At 72.0% G+C, this 15,930-nt stretch carries 13 protein-coding genes; 6 read left to right on the forward strand and 7 right to left on the reverse strand.

The window, feature by feature from the left end; all coding sequences use genetic code 11:
* Nucleotides 1–106: 106 nt before the first annotated feature.
* The gene (locus ABD332_RS02325; RefSeq protein WP_344498963.1) at nucleotides 107–1,216 is read right to left on the reverse strand and encodes a toll/interleukin-1 receptor domain-containing protein; all 1,110 of its coding nucleotides are present in this window, start codon (nucleotides 1,214–1,216) and stop codon (nucleotides 107–109) included.
* Nucleotides 1,213–2,271 (reverse strand): FIG domain-containing protein, encoded by a 1,059-nt coding sequence (locus ABD332_RS02330; protein WP_344498965.1) that lies wholly within the window; start codon nucleotides 2,269–2,271, stop codon nucleotides 1,213–1,215. Before ABD332_RS02330 ends, ABD332_RS02325 begins: the two co-directional genes overlap by 4 nt.
* A gap of 249 nt (nucleotides 2,272–2,520) precedes the next feature.
* Between ABD332_RS02330 and ABD332_RS02335 the strand changes: the two genes are divergently transcribed.
* Nucleotides 2,521–3,087, forward strand: a complete 567-nt coding sequence (locus ABD332_RS02335; RefSeq protein ID WP_344498967.1) for a hypothetical protein — start codon at nucleotides 2,521–2,523, stop codon at nucleotides 3,085–3,087.
* 19 nt (nucleotides 3,088–3,106) lie between these two features.
* Here ABD332_RS02335 and asnB read toward each other — a convergent pair whose 3' ends face one another.
* Nucleotides 3,107–4,969 carry an asparagine synthase (glutamine-hydrolyzing) gene (asnB, locus tag ABD332_RS02340; protein ID WP_344498969.1) on the reverse strand — a complete coding sequence of 621 codons (1,863 nt, stop codon included), beginning with the start codon at nucleotides 4,967–4,969 and terminating at the stop codon, nucleotides 3,107–3,109.
* Nucleotides 4,970–5,083: 114 nt separating this feature from the next.
* Here asnB and ABD332_RS02345 point away from each other — a divergent pair, with 114 nt between their 5' ends.
* The 5 genes from ABD332_RS02345 to fusA all read left to right on the forward strand — a co-directional run bounded on the left by ABD332_RS02345 (nucleotide 5,084) and on the right by fusA (nucleotide 11,695).
* On the forward strand, nucleotides 5,084–5,773 hold the full coding sequence (locus tag ABD332_RS02345) for a response regulator transcription factor (protein ID WP_344498971.1): 690 nt from the start codon (nucleotides 5,084–5,086) through the stop codon (nucleotides 5,771–5,773).
* Nucleotides 5,770–7,428: a sensor histidine kinase gene (locus ABD332_RS02350; RefSeq protein ID WP_344498973.1), complete on the forward strand. Its 1,659-nt coding sequence runs from the start codon at nucleotides 5,770–5,772 to the stop codon at nucleotides 7,426–7,428. The genes ABD332_RS02345 and ABD332_RS02350 overlap by 4 nt, the downstream gene beginning before the upstream one ends.
* A gap of 22 nt (nucleotides 7,429–7,450) precedes the next feature.
* Nucleotides 7,451–7,954, forward strand: coding sequence for a YfbM family protein (locus ABD332_RS02355; protein WP_344498975.1), 504 nt, complete (start codon nucleotides 7,451–7,453; stop codon nucleotides 7,952–7,954).
* Nucleotides 7,955–8,213: 259 nt separating this feature from the next.
* Nucleotides 8,214–9,509, forward strand: coding sequence for an MFS transporter (locus tag ABD332_RS02360; RefSeq protein ID WP_344498977.1), 1,296 nt, complete (start codon nucleotides 8,214–8,216; stop codon nucleotides 9,507–9,509).
* A gap of 203 nt (nucleotides 9,510–9,712) precedes the next feature.
* Nucleotides 9,713–11,695 (forward strand): elongation factor G, encoded by a 1,983-nt coding sequence (gene fusA, locus ABD332_RS02365; RefSeq protein WP_344498979.1) that lies wholly within the window; start codon nucleotides 9,713–9,715, stop codon nucleotides 11,693–11,695.
* 43 nt (nucleotides 11,696–11,738) lie between these two features.
* Here the strand turns inward: fusA and ABD332_RS02370 are convergent, their stop codons facing one another.
* From ABD332_RS02370 to ABD332_RS02385, 4 genes are read right to left on the reverse strand one after another with little or no spacing between them, the layout of a single operon-like run.
* Nucleotides 11,739–11,879, reverse strand: coding sequence for a hypothetical protein (locus ABD332_RS02370; RefSeq protein ID WP_344498981.1), 141 nt, complete (start codon nucleotides 11,877–11,879; stop codon nucleotides 11,739–11,741).
* A gap of 59 nt (nucleotides 11,880–11,938) precedes the next feature.
* Entirely contained in the window at nucleotides 11,939–14,611 is a 2,673-nt protein-coding gene (locus ABD332_RS02375) for an FtsX-like permease family protein (RefSeq protein WP_344498983.1), read from the reverse strand.
* A complete protein-coding gene (locus ABD332_RS02380; RefSeq protein ID WP_344498985.1) occupies nucleotides 14,608–15,327 on the reverse strand; it encodes an ABC transporter ATP-binding protein in 720 nt (239 codons plus the stop codon). The genes ABD332_RS02375 and ABD332_RS02380 overlap by 4 nt, the downstream gene beginning before the upstream one ends.
* Entirely contained in the window at nucleotides 15,324–15,896 is a 573-nt protein-coding gene (locus tag ABD332_RS02385; RefSeq protein WP_344498987.1) for a PadR family transcriptional regulator, read from the reverse strand. Before ABD332_RS02385 ends, ABD332_RS02380 begins: the two co-directional genes overlap by 4 nt.
* Between the last annotated feature and the right edge of the window lie 34 nt (nucleotides 15,897–15,930).

The following is a 15,930-nucleotide window of genomic DNA, read 5'->3' on the forward strand; positions in this document are numbered from 1 at the left end:
CCGTGGGCACGCGGTCCGGCTCCAGCGGCATCATTGCCGTCGTGCCACCCGCGCAGCCAGGCCGGGACCGGATCCCGCCCGATCGGCGGGCAAGGCCGTCCGCTGCTCACAGCCATGTCTCCCATCGGTCGATGAGCAGCGAAAGGTCTCGCAAGGACTGGATCAGGCGGCTGACCGGGATGCTGACCGTCTTGAGTCCGGGCCCTCGCAGGCGATTGGCGGCCGAACTGACCGGGACGAGGTCGTCCATCGCCGAGCCGACCGCCTGCGAGCCCTGACGGATCTCTCGCTTCAGGTCTTCGGAACCCCAGCTCCGGCCGTTGGCCGACGCTTCCGAGTACATGCGCCGCAGGCGGACATCGATGTCGAGCGCCTGGCCCACCGCGTCTGCCGCTCGCCGGTCCAACGCGACAGCCTTGGGTCCGAAGTCGGCGCTGAACCGTGCCCGCTCGAGGCGGCTGTTCGCGGAGTCGCTCGGAATCTGCCGCAGCCCCTCGTCCATGGCGGCGAGCAGTGCGACCGCATCCGAGGCGAGCTTGCTGACATCGGCGAAGCTGACCACGACTTCGCTCAGCACCTGACCGGTTTCGCGGTCGCGCGCTCCCTCCGCGGGACGGCCGCCGGCCTGATGGTCCGTCGGGTCGGCGGAATCGGCTGTGCTGTCTGAGAGCAGGTTCGCGGTGAGGCGGGCTTCGGCGCTGTCCTGAAGTTCGCGGATGCGTTGAACCATTCGCGTGATCGCCGTCCGCCAAGCGGCCGAGTCTGCTCCCTGTTGCCAGGGGTCCGACCAGTCGAAATGCTGGATGGTCGCGATGATGCGGGCGATGGAGTCGGATCCGCTCGAAGAGATCAGGTGCGAGCCTGCGAGCACCACCGGGAGGATCAGTTCGGCGACGCCGAGCGACTGGGCCTTGCTGTAGAACCCGTAGAATTCTTTGCGGCACCACTCGCTCTCGAAGTAGTTCGCGGTGATGATCGGCATGAAGAACGCCGCGTCCTGCACCGCCTGCGATATCGCAGACTCGAAATCGTCACCCCATCGCAGCTCGTCGCGATCGAGGAAAATCTCCAAGGTCTGGCCCGTGTCGGCCTTGTAGTAGGACCGTAGATCGCGTACGAGGTTGCGCACGACACCGTTGAACAGGTCCGCGTCATCCGCCCGTCGGTAGCTGCAGAAGATCCTTGTGCTCGGCGCATCTGTTCCCGGGGCGTTCATCGCGAGCGGCCGTCCGCTCTCGCCGCGGCCTTGACGATCTCCAGCGACTCACGGTCGGTGAACGCGATGTACGGTGGGACGACCTTCTCCAAATTGGTCGGGTCCGCGTGATCCTGAATGAGCTCTATGATCCGGACCGGCTCGTATTCGTGCGTCACTATGTTGCCACCGAGGAGGGTGTACGGAAGCAGGTGGGCGGAGTCATGGATCGTCGTCGCATTGAGCTCGACAATGAATCCCAGCATTCCGTTGCAGAGTTGCCAGGCCGCCGTCGTTCCTGCCCGATAGTCCAGGTGGTTCGACAGCACCTGGAGATCTGGGAACTTGGCCCGCAGCGCCTCCCGGCGTTTGGAGCTGTGGGCGGCCACGCTGGCGCCCGACGTCGCGACGGCTTGCCGGACGTCCTCGTCGAGCTCGACGGCGGCAAACGGTGGGATCGGGCCCAGGTCGATGATGTTGGGCCGCTTGTCTGCGTCCAGCCGCGACAGGTCCAGGACCACGTGATGTGCCTGGACCTGGGTGCGTGACCATGAAACCGTCAAGCCGTCGCTGCGGACGATGGCGCCGCCCAGGTGCTTCCAATCCGCGCCGGGCTGCCTACGTGATTCGACGGTCACCACGGTGGCGAATCCGTCACCGCAATGGGCCAGGCTGCTGGTGCCGTCGATCGGATCGGCCCTCAGTATGGTGGTGCGACCCGGTCGATCCGGATCCCAGCCGGTGACGGTCGCCTCCTCGCCGAGAATCAGCAGCTCGCCCAGGCCGTTGTCCGCGTCGTCCGGCGGGGGCTGCCGTGCGACGAGCTCGACGAACCGCTCCTGTGCCGCCGCGTCGATGTTCAGCGGTGGTTTACCCGGGTGGCCGTGATACGTGACGAACTGCTTCTGGCGCCACTCACCCGAGCCCTCGAAGCGTTCGAATTGAACCGTTTTCCATCGCACGAAATGCATGGTTGAAGCGGCATACGTGAGTGCCCATCGTCGCGCGAGTTCGTCGCGCCCGGCGGCGGACAGCCGCGGAGTGTCAAAGTGCTGCGGTTGTGAGACGGCATCCACGTCGGCGAGTATGACACCTCCCGACCCTCCGAATTTCATCCCCTTGTGGTGTCGTTCTTCGTCGATCTGGCGGGCGGCAGATCCGAACGGTTGATGCGACCTCGTCGAGCCGCACGATGGGTCTTCAAGCGTGGCCGATGGGCGGAATGCGGATCATGGTTCTCGCGGACCGCGTTGACGGGCGGCGGTCATGACCGCATAGTGGTCGCGGCCCGGGTCTGGGTGGGGTACGGCGCGGCGGAGGAACCGGTGATCGACAGGGAACTGCTCACCGAGCGGATCGCGGCGGCGCGCGAGCGCCGGAGGGCGCGGCCGACGTGGCAGAAGGTCCTCTTCACGGTCGCGGCGGTCGTGCTCGGGTTCGCGTGCAGCTACAACCTGAGCGTGGACGACAACGCGGCCCGCCCGTCGAAGCCGGCCGCCGAGGTGCGCGACGCCTGCGGCCATGTCGACGGGCAGGCCCTCGCCACGCTGTTCGAGACGCCGTTGCCGGCGGTCACGGAACGGCCACGCGCGGAGGCGGGCGGGGTCGTGACCTACAGCTGCCTGGTGGAGTCCGACCCGGGGCTGCGGCTCCGGCTCGACCTGAGCGTCCAGCACGGCAGGGCGCGGGCCGACGATCCGCTCCTGCTCATGTCCGTGACCAAGCAGACCGTGTATTCCGTGGACGGCACCGACGGCGTGCTGACCGCGGCCAAGCAGTCGAACGGCACCCTGTTCGGCTTCACACTGACCGGCTCTTCGGGCGCGCCGCCGGTGCCGCTGACCGAGGAGCGGCTGCGCGCCGTCGCCGCCGCCGTCGGCGACACGCTGTAGCGCGCAGCACGCCGCGGGTTCACACCGTGGGCCGGATGCGCTCAGAGCGGGAGCAGGGCCGGGGCGACGGAGCGTTCTGCTGGCCGTACCAGAGGCAGAACATCAACACGGTCCAGATCTTGCGGGAGTGGTCGGCGTCGCCGCGGCGGTGGGCCGCGAGGAGGCGCTGGACGTGGCTGAGGTCGAGCAGGTGGTCGACGGCGGCGTCGGCGAACACGTCGCCGGCCCACACGCCGATCTCGCCGCGCAGCCAGACCCGGGTCGGCGTGGGGAAGCCGAGCTTGCGGCGGTCGACGACCGCGTCCGGCACGATGCCGCGCATCGCCTCCCGCAGCGCGAACTTCGTCGTCCTCGCCAGCTTCAACGCCGTCGGCAGCTGCGCGGCGGCGGCGTAGACGGCCCGGTCCAGGAACGGCACCCGCAGCTCCAGCGAGTGCGCCATCGACATCCGGTCGGCCTTGGTGAGGATGTCGCCGGGCAGCCAGGTGTGCAGGTCGACGTACTGCATGGTGGCCACGTCGTCGAGGTGGGCGGCAGCCTCGTACAGCGGCGCCGTGACCGTCGTGTGCGGGTCGGCCGGCCCGCGCATGAGGCGGGCCTTCTCCGCGGTGCCGAAGATGCGGGCGTTGCCGTAGTAGCGCTCGTCGATCGGGGTGGTGGCCCGCTCCAGGAAGCTCTTGCCGCGCACCCCTTCCGGCAGCGCCGCCGACACGGCGCGCAGGCCGCGGCGCAGCGGGGCGGGCAGCCCGGCGACGCCGGCGAGCGCGGCCGGCTCCCGGTAGATCTCGTAGCCGGCGAAGAGCTCGTCGGCGCCCTCCCCGGACAGCACGACGGTGACGTCGCGGGCGGCGGTGCGGGCCAGGAACCACAGCGGCACGATCGCGGGGTCGGCGACGGGGTCGTCGAGGTGCCAGACGATGCGCGGCAGCTCGGCGATCACGTCGGCGTCGTGGACCACGGTCGCGGTCAGCTGGACGCCGAGCGCGGCCGCGGTCTCCGACGCCGCCTCGATCTCGCTGTAGCGTTCGTCGTCGAAGCCCACGGTGTACGTGTGGATGTCCGGGTGCTTCTCGCGGGCGAGCGCGACGACGGCGGTGGAGTCGATGCCGCTGGACAGGAACGCGCCCAGCGGCACCTCCGCCTGCAGGTGGGCGTGCACACTGTCCCTGAGCGCGTCGCGGACGGCCGTGATCGCGTCCGGCCGCTGCACCGGCCGCAGCGAGTGCCGAAAGTATGCGCTTATTTCCGTTTTTTTCGCATGTACTGTCAAAGCATGGCCAGCGGGCAGCCGGCGCACCGACGGGTGCAGCGTCTCCGGCTCCGGAACGTACTGCAGGGTCAGGTAATGCGACAGGGCCGCCGTGTCGACGCGGGTCCCGGTGCCGGCGAAGGGCAGCAGCGCCTTCTTCTCGCTCGCCAGGTAGAGACCGTCGGGCGTCGTCAGGTGGTACAGCGGCTTGATGCCGAACGGGTCCCGGAACGCGTGCACCGTGCCGGTCGCCCGGTCCAGCGCCACGATCGCGAACATCCCGCGCAGCCGGCGCACCGCCGACGGCCCCCAGTGGTGCAGCGCCGCCGCGAGGACCTCCGCCTCCCCCTCGGTGGCGAAGACCGCCGCGTGGTCGCGGGCCAGCTCCGCGCGCAGCTCCAGGTAGTTGTAGATCTCGCCGTTGAACACGACCGTCCACGAGCCCCACACCGCCGGCTGCCGGCCGTGCGCGACGTCGACGATGGCGAGCCGCTGGAAGCCGAACGCGGCACCGTCCTCCACGTGCAGCGTCGTCTCGTCGGGCCCGCGGTGGCGCAGCAGGTCGAGGGCCTCGGCGAGCCGGTCGGTCTCGACCTCACCGGAGGCGCTGATGAAGACCAGGAATCCACACATGCCGGTGATGGTGCGGAGCCGGTCGTTGGGAACTGATGAAGAAGTGTGCGCCGGATCGAAACCCGAACGAGGTTTCGCAGGTTCTTCACATCCTGCGCGCGACAATGATCGGCGATGAGCGCACGGATCCTGGTCGCCGAAGACGACCCGAAGCAGGCCGAACTGATCCGCCTGTACCTGGAGCGGGACGGCCACAGCGTCCTGACCGTCCCCAACGGGCGGCTCGCCCTGGAACAGTGCCGGTCGCGGCGGCCCGACCTGTTGGTCCTCGACGTCATGATGCCGCTGGTCGACGGCCTCGACGTGTGCCGGATCATCCGGGCCGAGTCGACGGTCGCGATCCTGCTGGTCACGGCCCGCTCGACCGAGGACGACCTGCTGCTCGGCCTGGACCTCGGCGCCGACGACTACATGACGAAGCCGGTCAGCCCGCGGGAGCTCGCCGCCCGGGTCCGGGCGCTGCTGCGCCGCTCCGGCATCGGCAGCCCCGGCCACCAGCAGGTGCTGCGGGTCGGCGACCTGGTCGTGGACGCCGGCCGGTTCGAGGTCCGTGTCGACGGCACCGTGGTCGTGCTGACCGCGAAGGAGTTCGGCATCCTGGAACTGCTCGCCGGCGAGCCCGGCCGTGTCTTCACCCGCGGCGAGATCATCAACCGGGTCTTCGGCTTCGAGCGCGACGTCTCCGAACGCACCGTCGACGCCCACGTCGTCAACCTGCGCCGCAAGATCGAGTCCGACCCGGCCGAGCCGCGCTACGTGCAGACGGTGTACGGCCGCGGCTACCGGCTGAACGAGTCCGCATGAGCTTTCGTTTCCGGGTGTTCGGGCTGGTGCTGCTGGTCGCGGTGATCGCGATCGGGGTCACCGCGTGGCTGAGCATCCGGCTGACCGCCCTGGAGATCGCGCAGTCGCAGGAGACCTCGACCCGCAACGAGGTCACGACGGTCGCGGAGATCCAGGCGTACGCGCTGCGCCACGGCACCTGGGCGGGCGTCGACAAGACCGTGCAGCGGCTGTCGATCGCCAACCACCAGCGGATCCGGCTCACCAACCTGTACGGCCAGGTCACCGTCGACAGCGACCACCTCGCCAACCGCGCCGCCCGGGCCGTCGTCAGCCCGCCAGCCCTCGTCGACTCCCGCCCGACGCTCAAGTTCCCGCCGGAGATGCTCGGGGCCCCGCGGACGCCCATGGAGCAGAAGACCGGCATCACCGAGCTCGAGACGAAGACGCTGCTGCAGATCGCCCTGTTCCGCGGCACGGTCGTCTTCGCGCGCTGCCTCACCGACCTGCACGTCGACCCGCCGCCGGTGACCCTCAACGAGTTCGGCGTCCCGTACGCCACCACCGGCGTCGAGGACAGCCACGACTGCGGCACCCGGGTCGGCGACGTCGGCGCGGCGGAGCAGCCCTACGACGAGCTGCCGGTGAAGCAGTGCCGAGCCGAGAAGGACCAGGCGAAGTGCCTGATCAAGGCGTTCGGCGAGCGGGTCGCGACGTTCACCCCGGAGCCGCTGCAGCTCTACCTCGGCGCCGTCACCGACGACGCGACCAACCTCATCAGCCGCCCCGGCCTCGTCGCCGGCAGCGGCGTGCTGATCCTCGTCATCCTCGGCACCGCCGTCATCGCCCGGCACGTGAGCCTGCCCGTCCGCGACCTCACCGTCGCGTCCCGGCGCCTCGCCGACGGGCACCTCGACACGCGCGTGCCCTCGGGCGGCCGCGACGAGCTCGGGCAGCTGTCGGACTCGTTCAACCGGATGGCGGCCGCGCTGGAGGCGTCCGAGCAGGCCCAGCGCCGGCTCGTCGCCAGCGTCGCGCACGAGCTGCGCACCCCGCTGTCCAACCTGCTCGGCTACCTCGAGGCGCTGCAGGACGGCCTGGTCCCGCCGAGCCGCGAGCTGTTCGCCTCCCTGCACGACGAGGCCGAGCTGCAGCGCCGCATCCTCGACGACCTGCAGGACCTGACCCTGGCCGAGGCGGGGCACCTCACGTACCGCCGCTGCGACTTCGACCTGGCCGACCTGGTCGACACCGCCCGGGTGGCGCACCTCGCGGTCGCCGAGGCCGCCGGCGTCCGCCTGACCGCGGAGACCGCCGGCCCGCTGCCCGTGCACGCCGACCACGACCGTCTCCGCCAGGTCCTCGGCAACCTGATCGGCAACGCCATCCGGTACACCGACCGCGGCGGCCACGTGGCACTGCGCGCCTTCCCCGACGCCGACCACATCACCGTCGAGGTCCGCGACACCGGCTGCGGCATCGCCCCCGCCGACCTGCCCTTCGTCTTCCAGCGCTTCTGGCGCGCCGACCCCGCCCGCGACCGCGCCACCGGCGGCAGCGGCCTCGGCCTGACCATCGCCCGCCAGATCGTCCGCGACCACACCGGCGACCTCACCGTCGAGAGCGCCCTCGGCGAGGGCTCGACCTTCCGCTTCACCCTCCCGACCACGAATTGACCGAAGTGCCAGAATCGGCGGCATGGGGATGGAACTGATCGGGCGGCACCTCACGGTGCAGGAGCTGCGGGCCGTGCTGAACGATCCGGCGGCCGTCGACGAGCTGCTCTACGGCGACCTCGACGACGGCGACGCGGAGATGCCCGAGCCCGACCTTGATCTCGACAGGTCCTGGCACGTCCTGCACTTCGCGCTCACCGGCACCGCCTGGCAGGTCACGGAGGGCGTCGGCGAGGCGATCCTCGGCGGCACCGAGATCGGCGGCGACGGCGGGTACGGGCCCGCCAGGCTGCTCGACGCGGCGACGGTCCGCAGGGTGTCCGCGGCCCTCGACGACCTCGACGACGGGGCGCTGGTGGCCCGCTACGACCCGGCCGCGATGGCCGCCGCCGACATCTACCCGGATCACTTGAGGATCGCCCCGGAGGAGTTCGCCGGGTTCGTCGGGCCGCAGCTGTCGGCGCTGCGGGCGTTCTACTCGGACGCCGCCGCGGCCGGCCAGGCGGTCCTCCTGGCCATCGTGTGACGCGCCGGGACCCGGGACCGGCGTGGTGATGGCAAGCTCCGGACGTGAGCCACCATGCTTGCCTCGTGGGCTACCGCGAAATACGGACGAGTGTGGAACTGGTCGGTGGGCCTGACCAGGCGGAGCGGGTCCGGGAGGTCGCGGAGCTGCTGGTGGCGCTCAGGGAGCACGGCGGCGACGACGCGGAGCATCGTGGCGGTGATCACTTCGGGGTGAGCGGAGCGGATCGGCCGGGGGCGGCGGGTACAGGCTGAGGGGCATGAGCACAGTCCAGACGCCGCGCAAGTTCGCCGCGTTGCGGAACAAGGACTGCCGGCCGTACCTGTTCGGGGCCGCGCTGGCCATGATGGCCGACAACATCGAGCACGTCATCACGTACTGGGTGCTGTGGGAGAAGTTCCATTCGCCCGCGTTGTCGGGGTTCCAGGTGATCAGTCACTGGGTGCCGTTCCTGCTGTTCTCCGTGTACTTCGGGTCGCTCGCGGACCGGTTCGACTGCCGGCGGGTCATCCAGGCCGCGCAGCTGCTCTTCGCCTCGGTGTCGGTGGCGTGGGGCGTGCTGTTCGTGACCGGGACGCTGCAGGTGTGGCACGCGTGCGTGCTGCTGGTGCTGCACGGGCTGGCCGGGTCGCTGTGGGGGCCGGGGGAGCAGCTGATGCTGCACGACTTCGTCGGCGACGAGGACCTGCCCAGCGCGGTCCGGCTCAACGCCACGTTCCGCAGCCTCGGGGTGCTGTTCGGGCCGGTCGTCGGGTCGGCGCTGCTGCTCGGGCTCGGGGCGACCGCCGGGATCTTCGTCAACGTGCTGTTCTTCCTGCCGCTGACGCTGTTCCTGTTCCGCACCAAGTTCACCGGGCACACCCGCGACCACGGGGTGCCGCGGGCGCGGGTCGGGCTCACGGAGTCGGTGCGGGTGCTGAAGGCCGTCGGCGGCAACCACACGCTGGTCAGCATGATCATCCTGGGCGGGCTGGGGTCGTTCTTCGTCGGCGCGTCGATGCAGTCCGCGATGCCCATCTTCGCCCACGACCTCGGGGCAGCGGCCGGGACAGCGAGCGCTGCCAGCGGCGAAGGCATCGACGGGGCCAGCCTCGCGTACGGGGTGCTGCTCTTCGCCAACGGCGCCGGCGGGGTCATCGGCGGGATCCTCCTCGAGGCGACCGGCAGGATCAGGCCCACGGTCCTCGCCGCGGTGATCAGCACCGCCGTCTACGGCGTCACCAGCCTGTGCTTCGCGATCACCACCAGCTACCCCGTGGCGGTGGCGCTGCTGCTGCTCGGCGGCGTGGCCAACCTCGCGTCGATGTCGATCGGGCAGACCGTCGTGCAGCTGCTCGCGCCGCCCGCCGACCGGGGCAGGGTCATCGGCGTCTACGGCGTGTCCGCGCAGGGGCTGCGGGCCGGCAGCGGCTTCACCGTCGGGCTGCTCGGCGCCGCGATCGGCGTGCACTGGTCGCTCGGGCTCAGCGCCGCCGCGCTCTGCGTCGGCACGGCGCTCGCCGGCGTGTACGCGTTGCGGGGCGGAAAATCGGTTCCGGTCGCCACGACCGTCTGAGATGATCGCCGGACCGTGCTGAGGAAGGGGGAGGAGACCGCCATGCGTTACCGCGTCGTCGTCCCCAGTCCCGGCACGAGGTGATCCTGGTGTCTTCCCGCCCGCTGGTGTAAGCCCGCGCGGCTGCACCGGCCGGACCCTGCCCGTATCGAGGCGGGGTAATCGCGCTGCCCTGTTCAGATTCCCTGAAAGGCCGCAGAGCCGTGCACACCAGAAGCCTGGACCAGACCCGCAACATCGGCATCCTCGCCCACGTCGACGCCGGCAAGACGACCACCACCGAGCGGATCCTGTTCCGCACCGGCGCCACGTACAAGCAGGGCGAGGTCCACGACGGCACCACCGTCACCGACTTCGACGCCCAGGAGCGCAAGCGCGGCATCACGATCTTCGCCGCGGCGGTCAGCTGCACCTGGGACGGCCACCGGATCAACCTCATCGACACGCCCGGCCACGTCGACTTCTCCGCCGAGGTGGAGCGCTCGCTGCGCGTCCTCGACGGCGCCGTCGTCGTGTTCGACGGGGTCGCCGGGGTCGAGCCGCAGACCGAGTCGGTGTGGCGGCAGGCCGACCTGCACCGCGTGCCGCGGATCGCGTTCGTGAACAAGCTCGACCGGGCCGGCGCCGACCTCGACGCCGCCGTCGGGTCCATCCGGACGCGGCTCGGGGTGACGCCGCTGGTCGTGCAGCTGCCCCTCGCGACGGGCGACGGCGTCGTCGACCTCGTGACGCGCCGCGCCTTCAGGTGGGTGGACGGCGTGATGGCCGAGACCGGCGTCCCGGCCGGCGCCGACCGGCACCGGCGGGCGCTGGAGGAGGCCGTCGCCGACCTGCACGACACGGCGATGGAGGAGTTCGTGGCCGACGGCGCCCTCAAGGACGCCACGCTGCGCGACGCGCTCCGCGACCTGACGAACACCAGGGCCGGTGTCGTCGTGCTGTGCGGGTCCGCGTACAAGAACTGGGGCGTCGAACCGTTGCTCGACGCGGTCGTGGCCTACCTGCCGTCACCGCTGGACGTCCCGCCCGTCCACCCGGAGCGCCCGGCGACCCCGGACGCCCCGTTCGCCGGCCTGGTGTTCAAGGTGCACGCCGCGCCGACCGGGCGCCTCACGTACGTCCGCGTGTACTCCGGCCAGATCACGAAGGGAGCCACCGTGCTGGACACCGGCACCGGCCGCGCCGAACGCGTCGGCCGGATCCTGCACGTCCAGGCGGACCGGCACACCGACCTGGACGGCGCGGCCGCGGGCGACATCGTCGCGCTCGTCGGCGTCAAGCACGCAGGCGTGGGCGCCACCCTCTGTTCGCCGGATGCGCCGCTGGTACTGGAGGCCGCCTCGACCGCGGAGCCCGTCGTGTCCGTGGCGGTCGAGGCCCGCGTCGCCGGCGACACGGACCGGCTGTCGGTGGCGCTGGCCCGGCTCGTCGACGAGGACCCGTCCCTGTCGGTGCGCAGCGACCCGGAGACCGGCCAGACGGTGCTGTCCGGCCTCGGCGAGCTGCACCTGGAGGTGGCCGTGGAGAAGCTGCGCCAGACGGCCGGCGTGACGGTCAACGTCGGCCGCCCCCAGGTCTCCTACCGCGAGACCGTCGTGTCGGGTGTCGGTGGCGTGCTGTTCCGCCACGTCAAGCAGGACGGCGGCGCCGGCCAGTACGCGCACGTGCTCATCGACGTTGCCCCGTCGGACGAGCCGTTCGGGTTCACGTCGGCGGTCGTCGGCGGGCGGGTCCCGAAGGAGTACGTGAAGGCGGTCGAGGCCGGCTGCCGCGACGCGCTGCTCGAAGGCCCGCTCGGCGGTCACCCGGTGACGGGCGTGCACGTGACGCTCGTGGACGGCCAGACCCACCCGAAGGACTCCTCCGAGCTGGCCTTCCGCACCGCCGGCCGGCTCGCCCTGCGGCAGGCGCTGGGGCAGAGCACCCTCGCGGTGCTCGAACCGGTCGCCGAGGTCACCGTGACCACCCCCGACGACACCGTGGGCGCGGTCCTCGGCGATCTCGCGGCCCGCCGTGGCCGGGTCACCGACTCGACCACCCGGGCCGGGACCGTCGTGGTGACGGCGACGGTGCCGCTGGCCGAACTGTTCGGCTACGCGACCCGGCTCCGCAGCCGCACCCAGGGCCGGGGCACGTTCACCACCCGGCCGGCCGGCTACCAGCAGGCGCCCGACGGCACCGGCTGAACGCCAAGTGGGGCGCCCACCGTATGGCGGGCGCCCCACGACGTCAGCGGCTCATCACCGAGTACAGAAAGCCGACGATCACCAGCACACCGATCACCCCGAAGAGGATCAGCGCTCCGGAACCGTTGGCGCTGGCGCCGCCGTCCTGGAACTCGGACGTTTCGGGCTCTTCGTCGGAAGTCACGGGATCTCCCTATTCGGACTTGCGGGACATCCTAGCGTGGCCCGGCGACCTCCAGGAGATCAGACCCTCCGTTCGATCGGCAGCCGGGCCCTGGTGAGCAGGCCGGTGCCCGCCATCGCGACCAGCGGCACGACCAGCACCGCCACCAGCACGTTCAACCAGGGCACCACCAGCGGAAACAGTGCGTCGCTGGGCCACTCGGTCAGCGCCTTGCGGTTGAGCGCGGCGAGCACCGCCCACCCGGCGCCGAACCCGGCCACGGCCCCCAACAGTGAGCCCACCCCGGCAATCACCCCGGCCTGGCTCAGCGTCAACCGGCGGCGGACCCCCGGTGAGGCCCCGACGGCGCCGAGCGTGGCGAGGTCCGGGCGGCTGTCCACGGCCGCCAGGCCGGTCGCGATGCCCGCCGCGCCGAGCGCGATGACTCCCGCGACGATCGCGAGCACGATCAGGGTGACCGTCGAGTCCGGCTGGTACGGCGCCGCCACCGACCCGTGGTAGTTGTTGCCGAGGGCCTCGGCGGCGGCGTTGAACGCGCCCATCTCGGCCCTGGTCGGCATCCGGCTGGTGGCCACGACGATGCCCTTGACCTCCACGGTCAGCCCGGCCTTGGCGACGGCCTCCGGCGAGAGCGCGACGAAGAGCCGGGAGACGGCGGTCGTGCTGACGTAGCCGGGGACGGTGACGGTGTGCAGTTCCCCGGCGGGGTCGTCCTTGCCCGGCACGGCCAGGATGATCTTGCCGTCCTCGACCAGGTCGGGGTCGGCGACGACGACGCCGCCGGCGCGCAGGGTCGCCTCGGCCCGGGCGAGGTCGTCACCGGTCGCGGCGGAGACCACGCCCAACGTCGAGCCGTCGTCGACGATCGTGGTCGCGTTGGCGCCGCCGCTCATCACGTACGAGTCCTGGCGGCAGCGCGGGTCGCGGGCCGCCTTGCGCTCCTGCTCCTTGGTCGTCTCGCCCGGCCGGTACGGGCAGCGCCGGTGCACCGGCTTGACCGGGGTGATCCAGCACGAGGCGTCGGCCGTGGCCGGCGGGGCGCACCCGGGCCCCCGCAGCTCGACGGTCCGCGTGACCGGCAGCGTCGACGTCGCCGCCTCGACCAGCCGCGGCGTCGGCAGCGGCTCGGCCCGCTCGCCGTGGTTGCCCCACCCGCGGGTGATGTCCGCGTACCCGTCGGGCAGCGCCTTGACCTGCATGTCGAGCTGCCGCTGCACGTCGCTGGCGAGGTACACGCCGATGGTGACCGCGCCGAGCACGGCGGCCATGACCGCGGAGATGGCCGGCGCGGTCGAGGACCGGTTGCGGGCCAGGTCCCGCACCGCGATGCGGGGCGCCAGCGGCAGCCGCCGGCCCAGCCGGGCGAGCAGCCCGACCAGCGACGGCGTGCACACGACCAGGCCCAGCTCGGCGAGGACGAGGCCGGCCATGACGACGGTCGAGTCGATCGCGGCGACCCCGTACGCGGCGACGCCCGCCCCGGCGGCGATGGTGCACGCCCCGACGACCAGCCAGCGGCGGCCGGGCCCGGTCCGGTTGCGCCGGCCGGCGAGGGCGGCGACCACGTCGGTGCGGGCGGCCGTGAACGCCGGGACGAGCGCCGCGCCGACCCCGGCGACGAACGCGAGCGCGGCGATGCCGAGCAGCGCCTGCGGGTAGACCCGGTAGCCGCCGGCCCGCGCGTGGGAGACGTGCTCCTCGAACACGCCCCGCAGCGCGAACGCCGCGACGATCGCGACGGCCGTGCCGGCCACCCCGGCGGCCACGCCGAGGAGCACCCCGTCGGCGAGGACGATGCGGCGCAGCTGCGCCGGGGTGCCGCCGTTCGCGGCGACGAGGGCCAGCTCGCGCCGTCGGCGGCGGGCGCCGACCGCGAACGCCGGCCCCGCGAGCAGCACGACCTCCAGGACGCCGAGGCCGAAGACGAGGATGCCGAGCCGGAACACCTCGCCGTCGCTGGTGTTCCACGACGGCGCGCCCGGCGGCGGGTCGAGCACGACGGCCCTGGACCGCACCACGATCCCGTGCTGGTTCAGCGCCTTCACCTGCTCCCAGGTGACCGGGGCGGGCGCGTCGACCAGCCACGTCGTGCTGCTGCCCGGCGGCTCCACGGGCAGGGTGCCGGGGCGCAGCACGGCGAGCGGATGGAGGTTGTCGGGGAACTCGAACTCGGCGGCGACCCTGACGTCGCCCCGGTCCCGCAGCCGCACGGTCCCGCCGAGCCGCGCGCCGAGCAGCTCCATGGCGGCCGCGTTCAGGGCGATCTCGGCGCTTGTGGCGGGCGGCGCGCCGCGCAGGACCGACACCTTGCCGCCGTACGAGGCGTCGGCGAGGTCGAGCTGGTGCCCCCGCAGCTTCTGCTCACCGGTCGAGCCGGTCAGGTGCACCTCGCGCTCGTCGATCCGGGCGAGGCGGGACCCGGCGGGCAGCAGCGCCAGCAGCCCCTCGGCGGTCGGGTTCGACGGGCCACCGTCGCCCGCGCTCATCATGCCGTAGCCCTGGACGTCCTGGGTGATCGTGCCCGCGAACGGCCAGTGCACCGACGCGTCGAACCGGCCCAGGTCCCGGTCCAGCTGCTCGGCCGGGGTGAGGGTGAACATGTCGTACGTGACGGCGGCGAACGACAGCCCCAGGACCGGCAGCAGGATCAGCGACAGCACGAGCGCGGTGCGCCCCTTCGCCCGGCGCGCCTCCCGCCGGGCGATCCGCAACGACACCAGCAAACCGCTCACGATGCGGCCCCGTCCAGGAGCTGCTCAGGCTCGGCGAGGGGACCGGAGGTGTCGACGACGACGCCGTCGCGCAGGAACACCACCCGGTCGGCCCAGGCCGCGTGCCGGGCCTCGTGGGTGACGAGCACCCCGGCGGCGCCGGCGTCGACCTTCGCGCGCAGCAGCCGCAGCACCGCCTCGCCGGTGGTCGAGTCGAGGGCGCCGGTCGGCTCGTCGGCGAGGATGAGCCGCCGCTCGCCGACGAGCGCCCGGGCGATCGCGACCCGCTGCTGCTGCCCGCCGGACATCTCGTCGGGGAAACGCTGGGCGTACCCCTCGAGCTCCACCTCCGCCAGGGACGTCAACGCGGCCCGCCGGGCCCGCCGGACCCCGACGCCGTCCAGCTCCAGCGGCAGCGAGATGTTCTCCGCCGCGGTGAGGCTCGGCAGCAGGTTGAGGTCCTGGAACACGTAGCCGATCCGGCGCCGGCGCAGCGCGGCCAGGGCCTTGCGGCCGAGCCCGCCCAGGACGGTCCCCTCGACGGCGACCTCGCCCCGGGTCGGCGAGTCGAGCCCGCCGGCGAGGTTGAGCAGCGTCGACTTGCCCGACCCGGACGGCCCCATCACCGCGATCAGCTCACCCGGCCGGACCGTCAGGGACACGCCGCGGACCGCGTGGACCGTCGCCTCCCCCTGCCCGTGGGTGCGGTGCACGTCCCGAAGCTCCAACACGCTCATGTCGTCGTCTCCTTCTCCGGAACGGGTGCCGCCTGCGGGGCCGGCGTGGGAAGGGGTGCGTGCCGGGCGAGGCTGGCCTCGCAGTGGTCCAGCCACCGGACCTCGGCCTCCGCCTGGAAGATCATCGACTCGAGGACGAGCCGCCACGACAGGTCGGCCGGGCCGCTCGCGCGCTGCTTCATCCGCGTGTACTCCTGCAGCATCCGCACCGTGGCGGTCCGCTGCTTCTGGATGATGCCGGGCACGTCGACGCCCGGCGTGGTCAGCGCGAGCGCCAGCTTGATCGCCAGCTCGTCGCGGGGGCGGTCGCCGCGGCCGATCGGAGTGGCGAACCACGCGGCGAGCTCGGCGCGCCCGGCGTCGGTGATCTCGTACGGCCGCTGCCCCCCGTCGTGCTCCGGCAGCGACCGGACGAGCTCGTCGCGTTCCAGCCGCGACAGGGTCGTGTACACCTGTCCGATGTTCAGCGGCCACGTCCCGCCGGTGGACTCCTCGAACGAGGTCCGCAGCTGGTAGCCGTACATCGTGCCGCGCTGCAGCAGCGCCAGCAGACCGTACTTGATGGACATGAATACGGAGTATGCATACCCGGTATGCCTTCCC

Origin of the sequence: Dactylosporangium maewongense (assembly GCF_039531485.1) — a bacterium.
GTDB lineage: Bacteria > Actinomycetota > Actinomycetes > Mycobacteriales > Micromonosporaceae > Dactylosporangium > Dactylosporangium maewongense.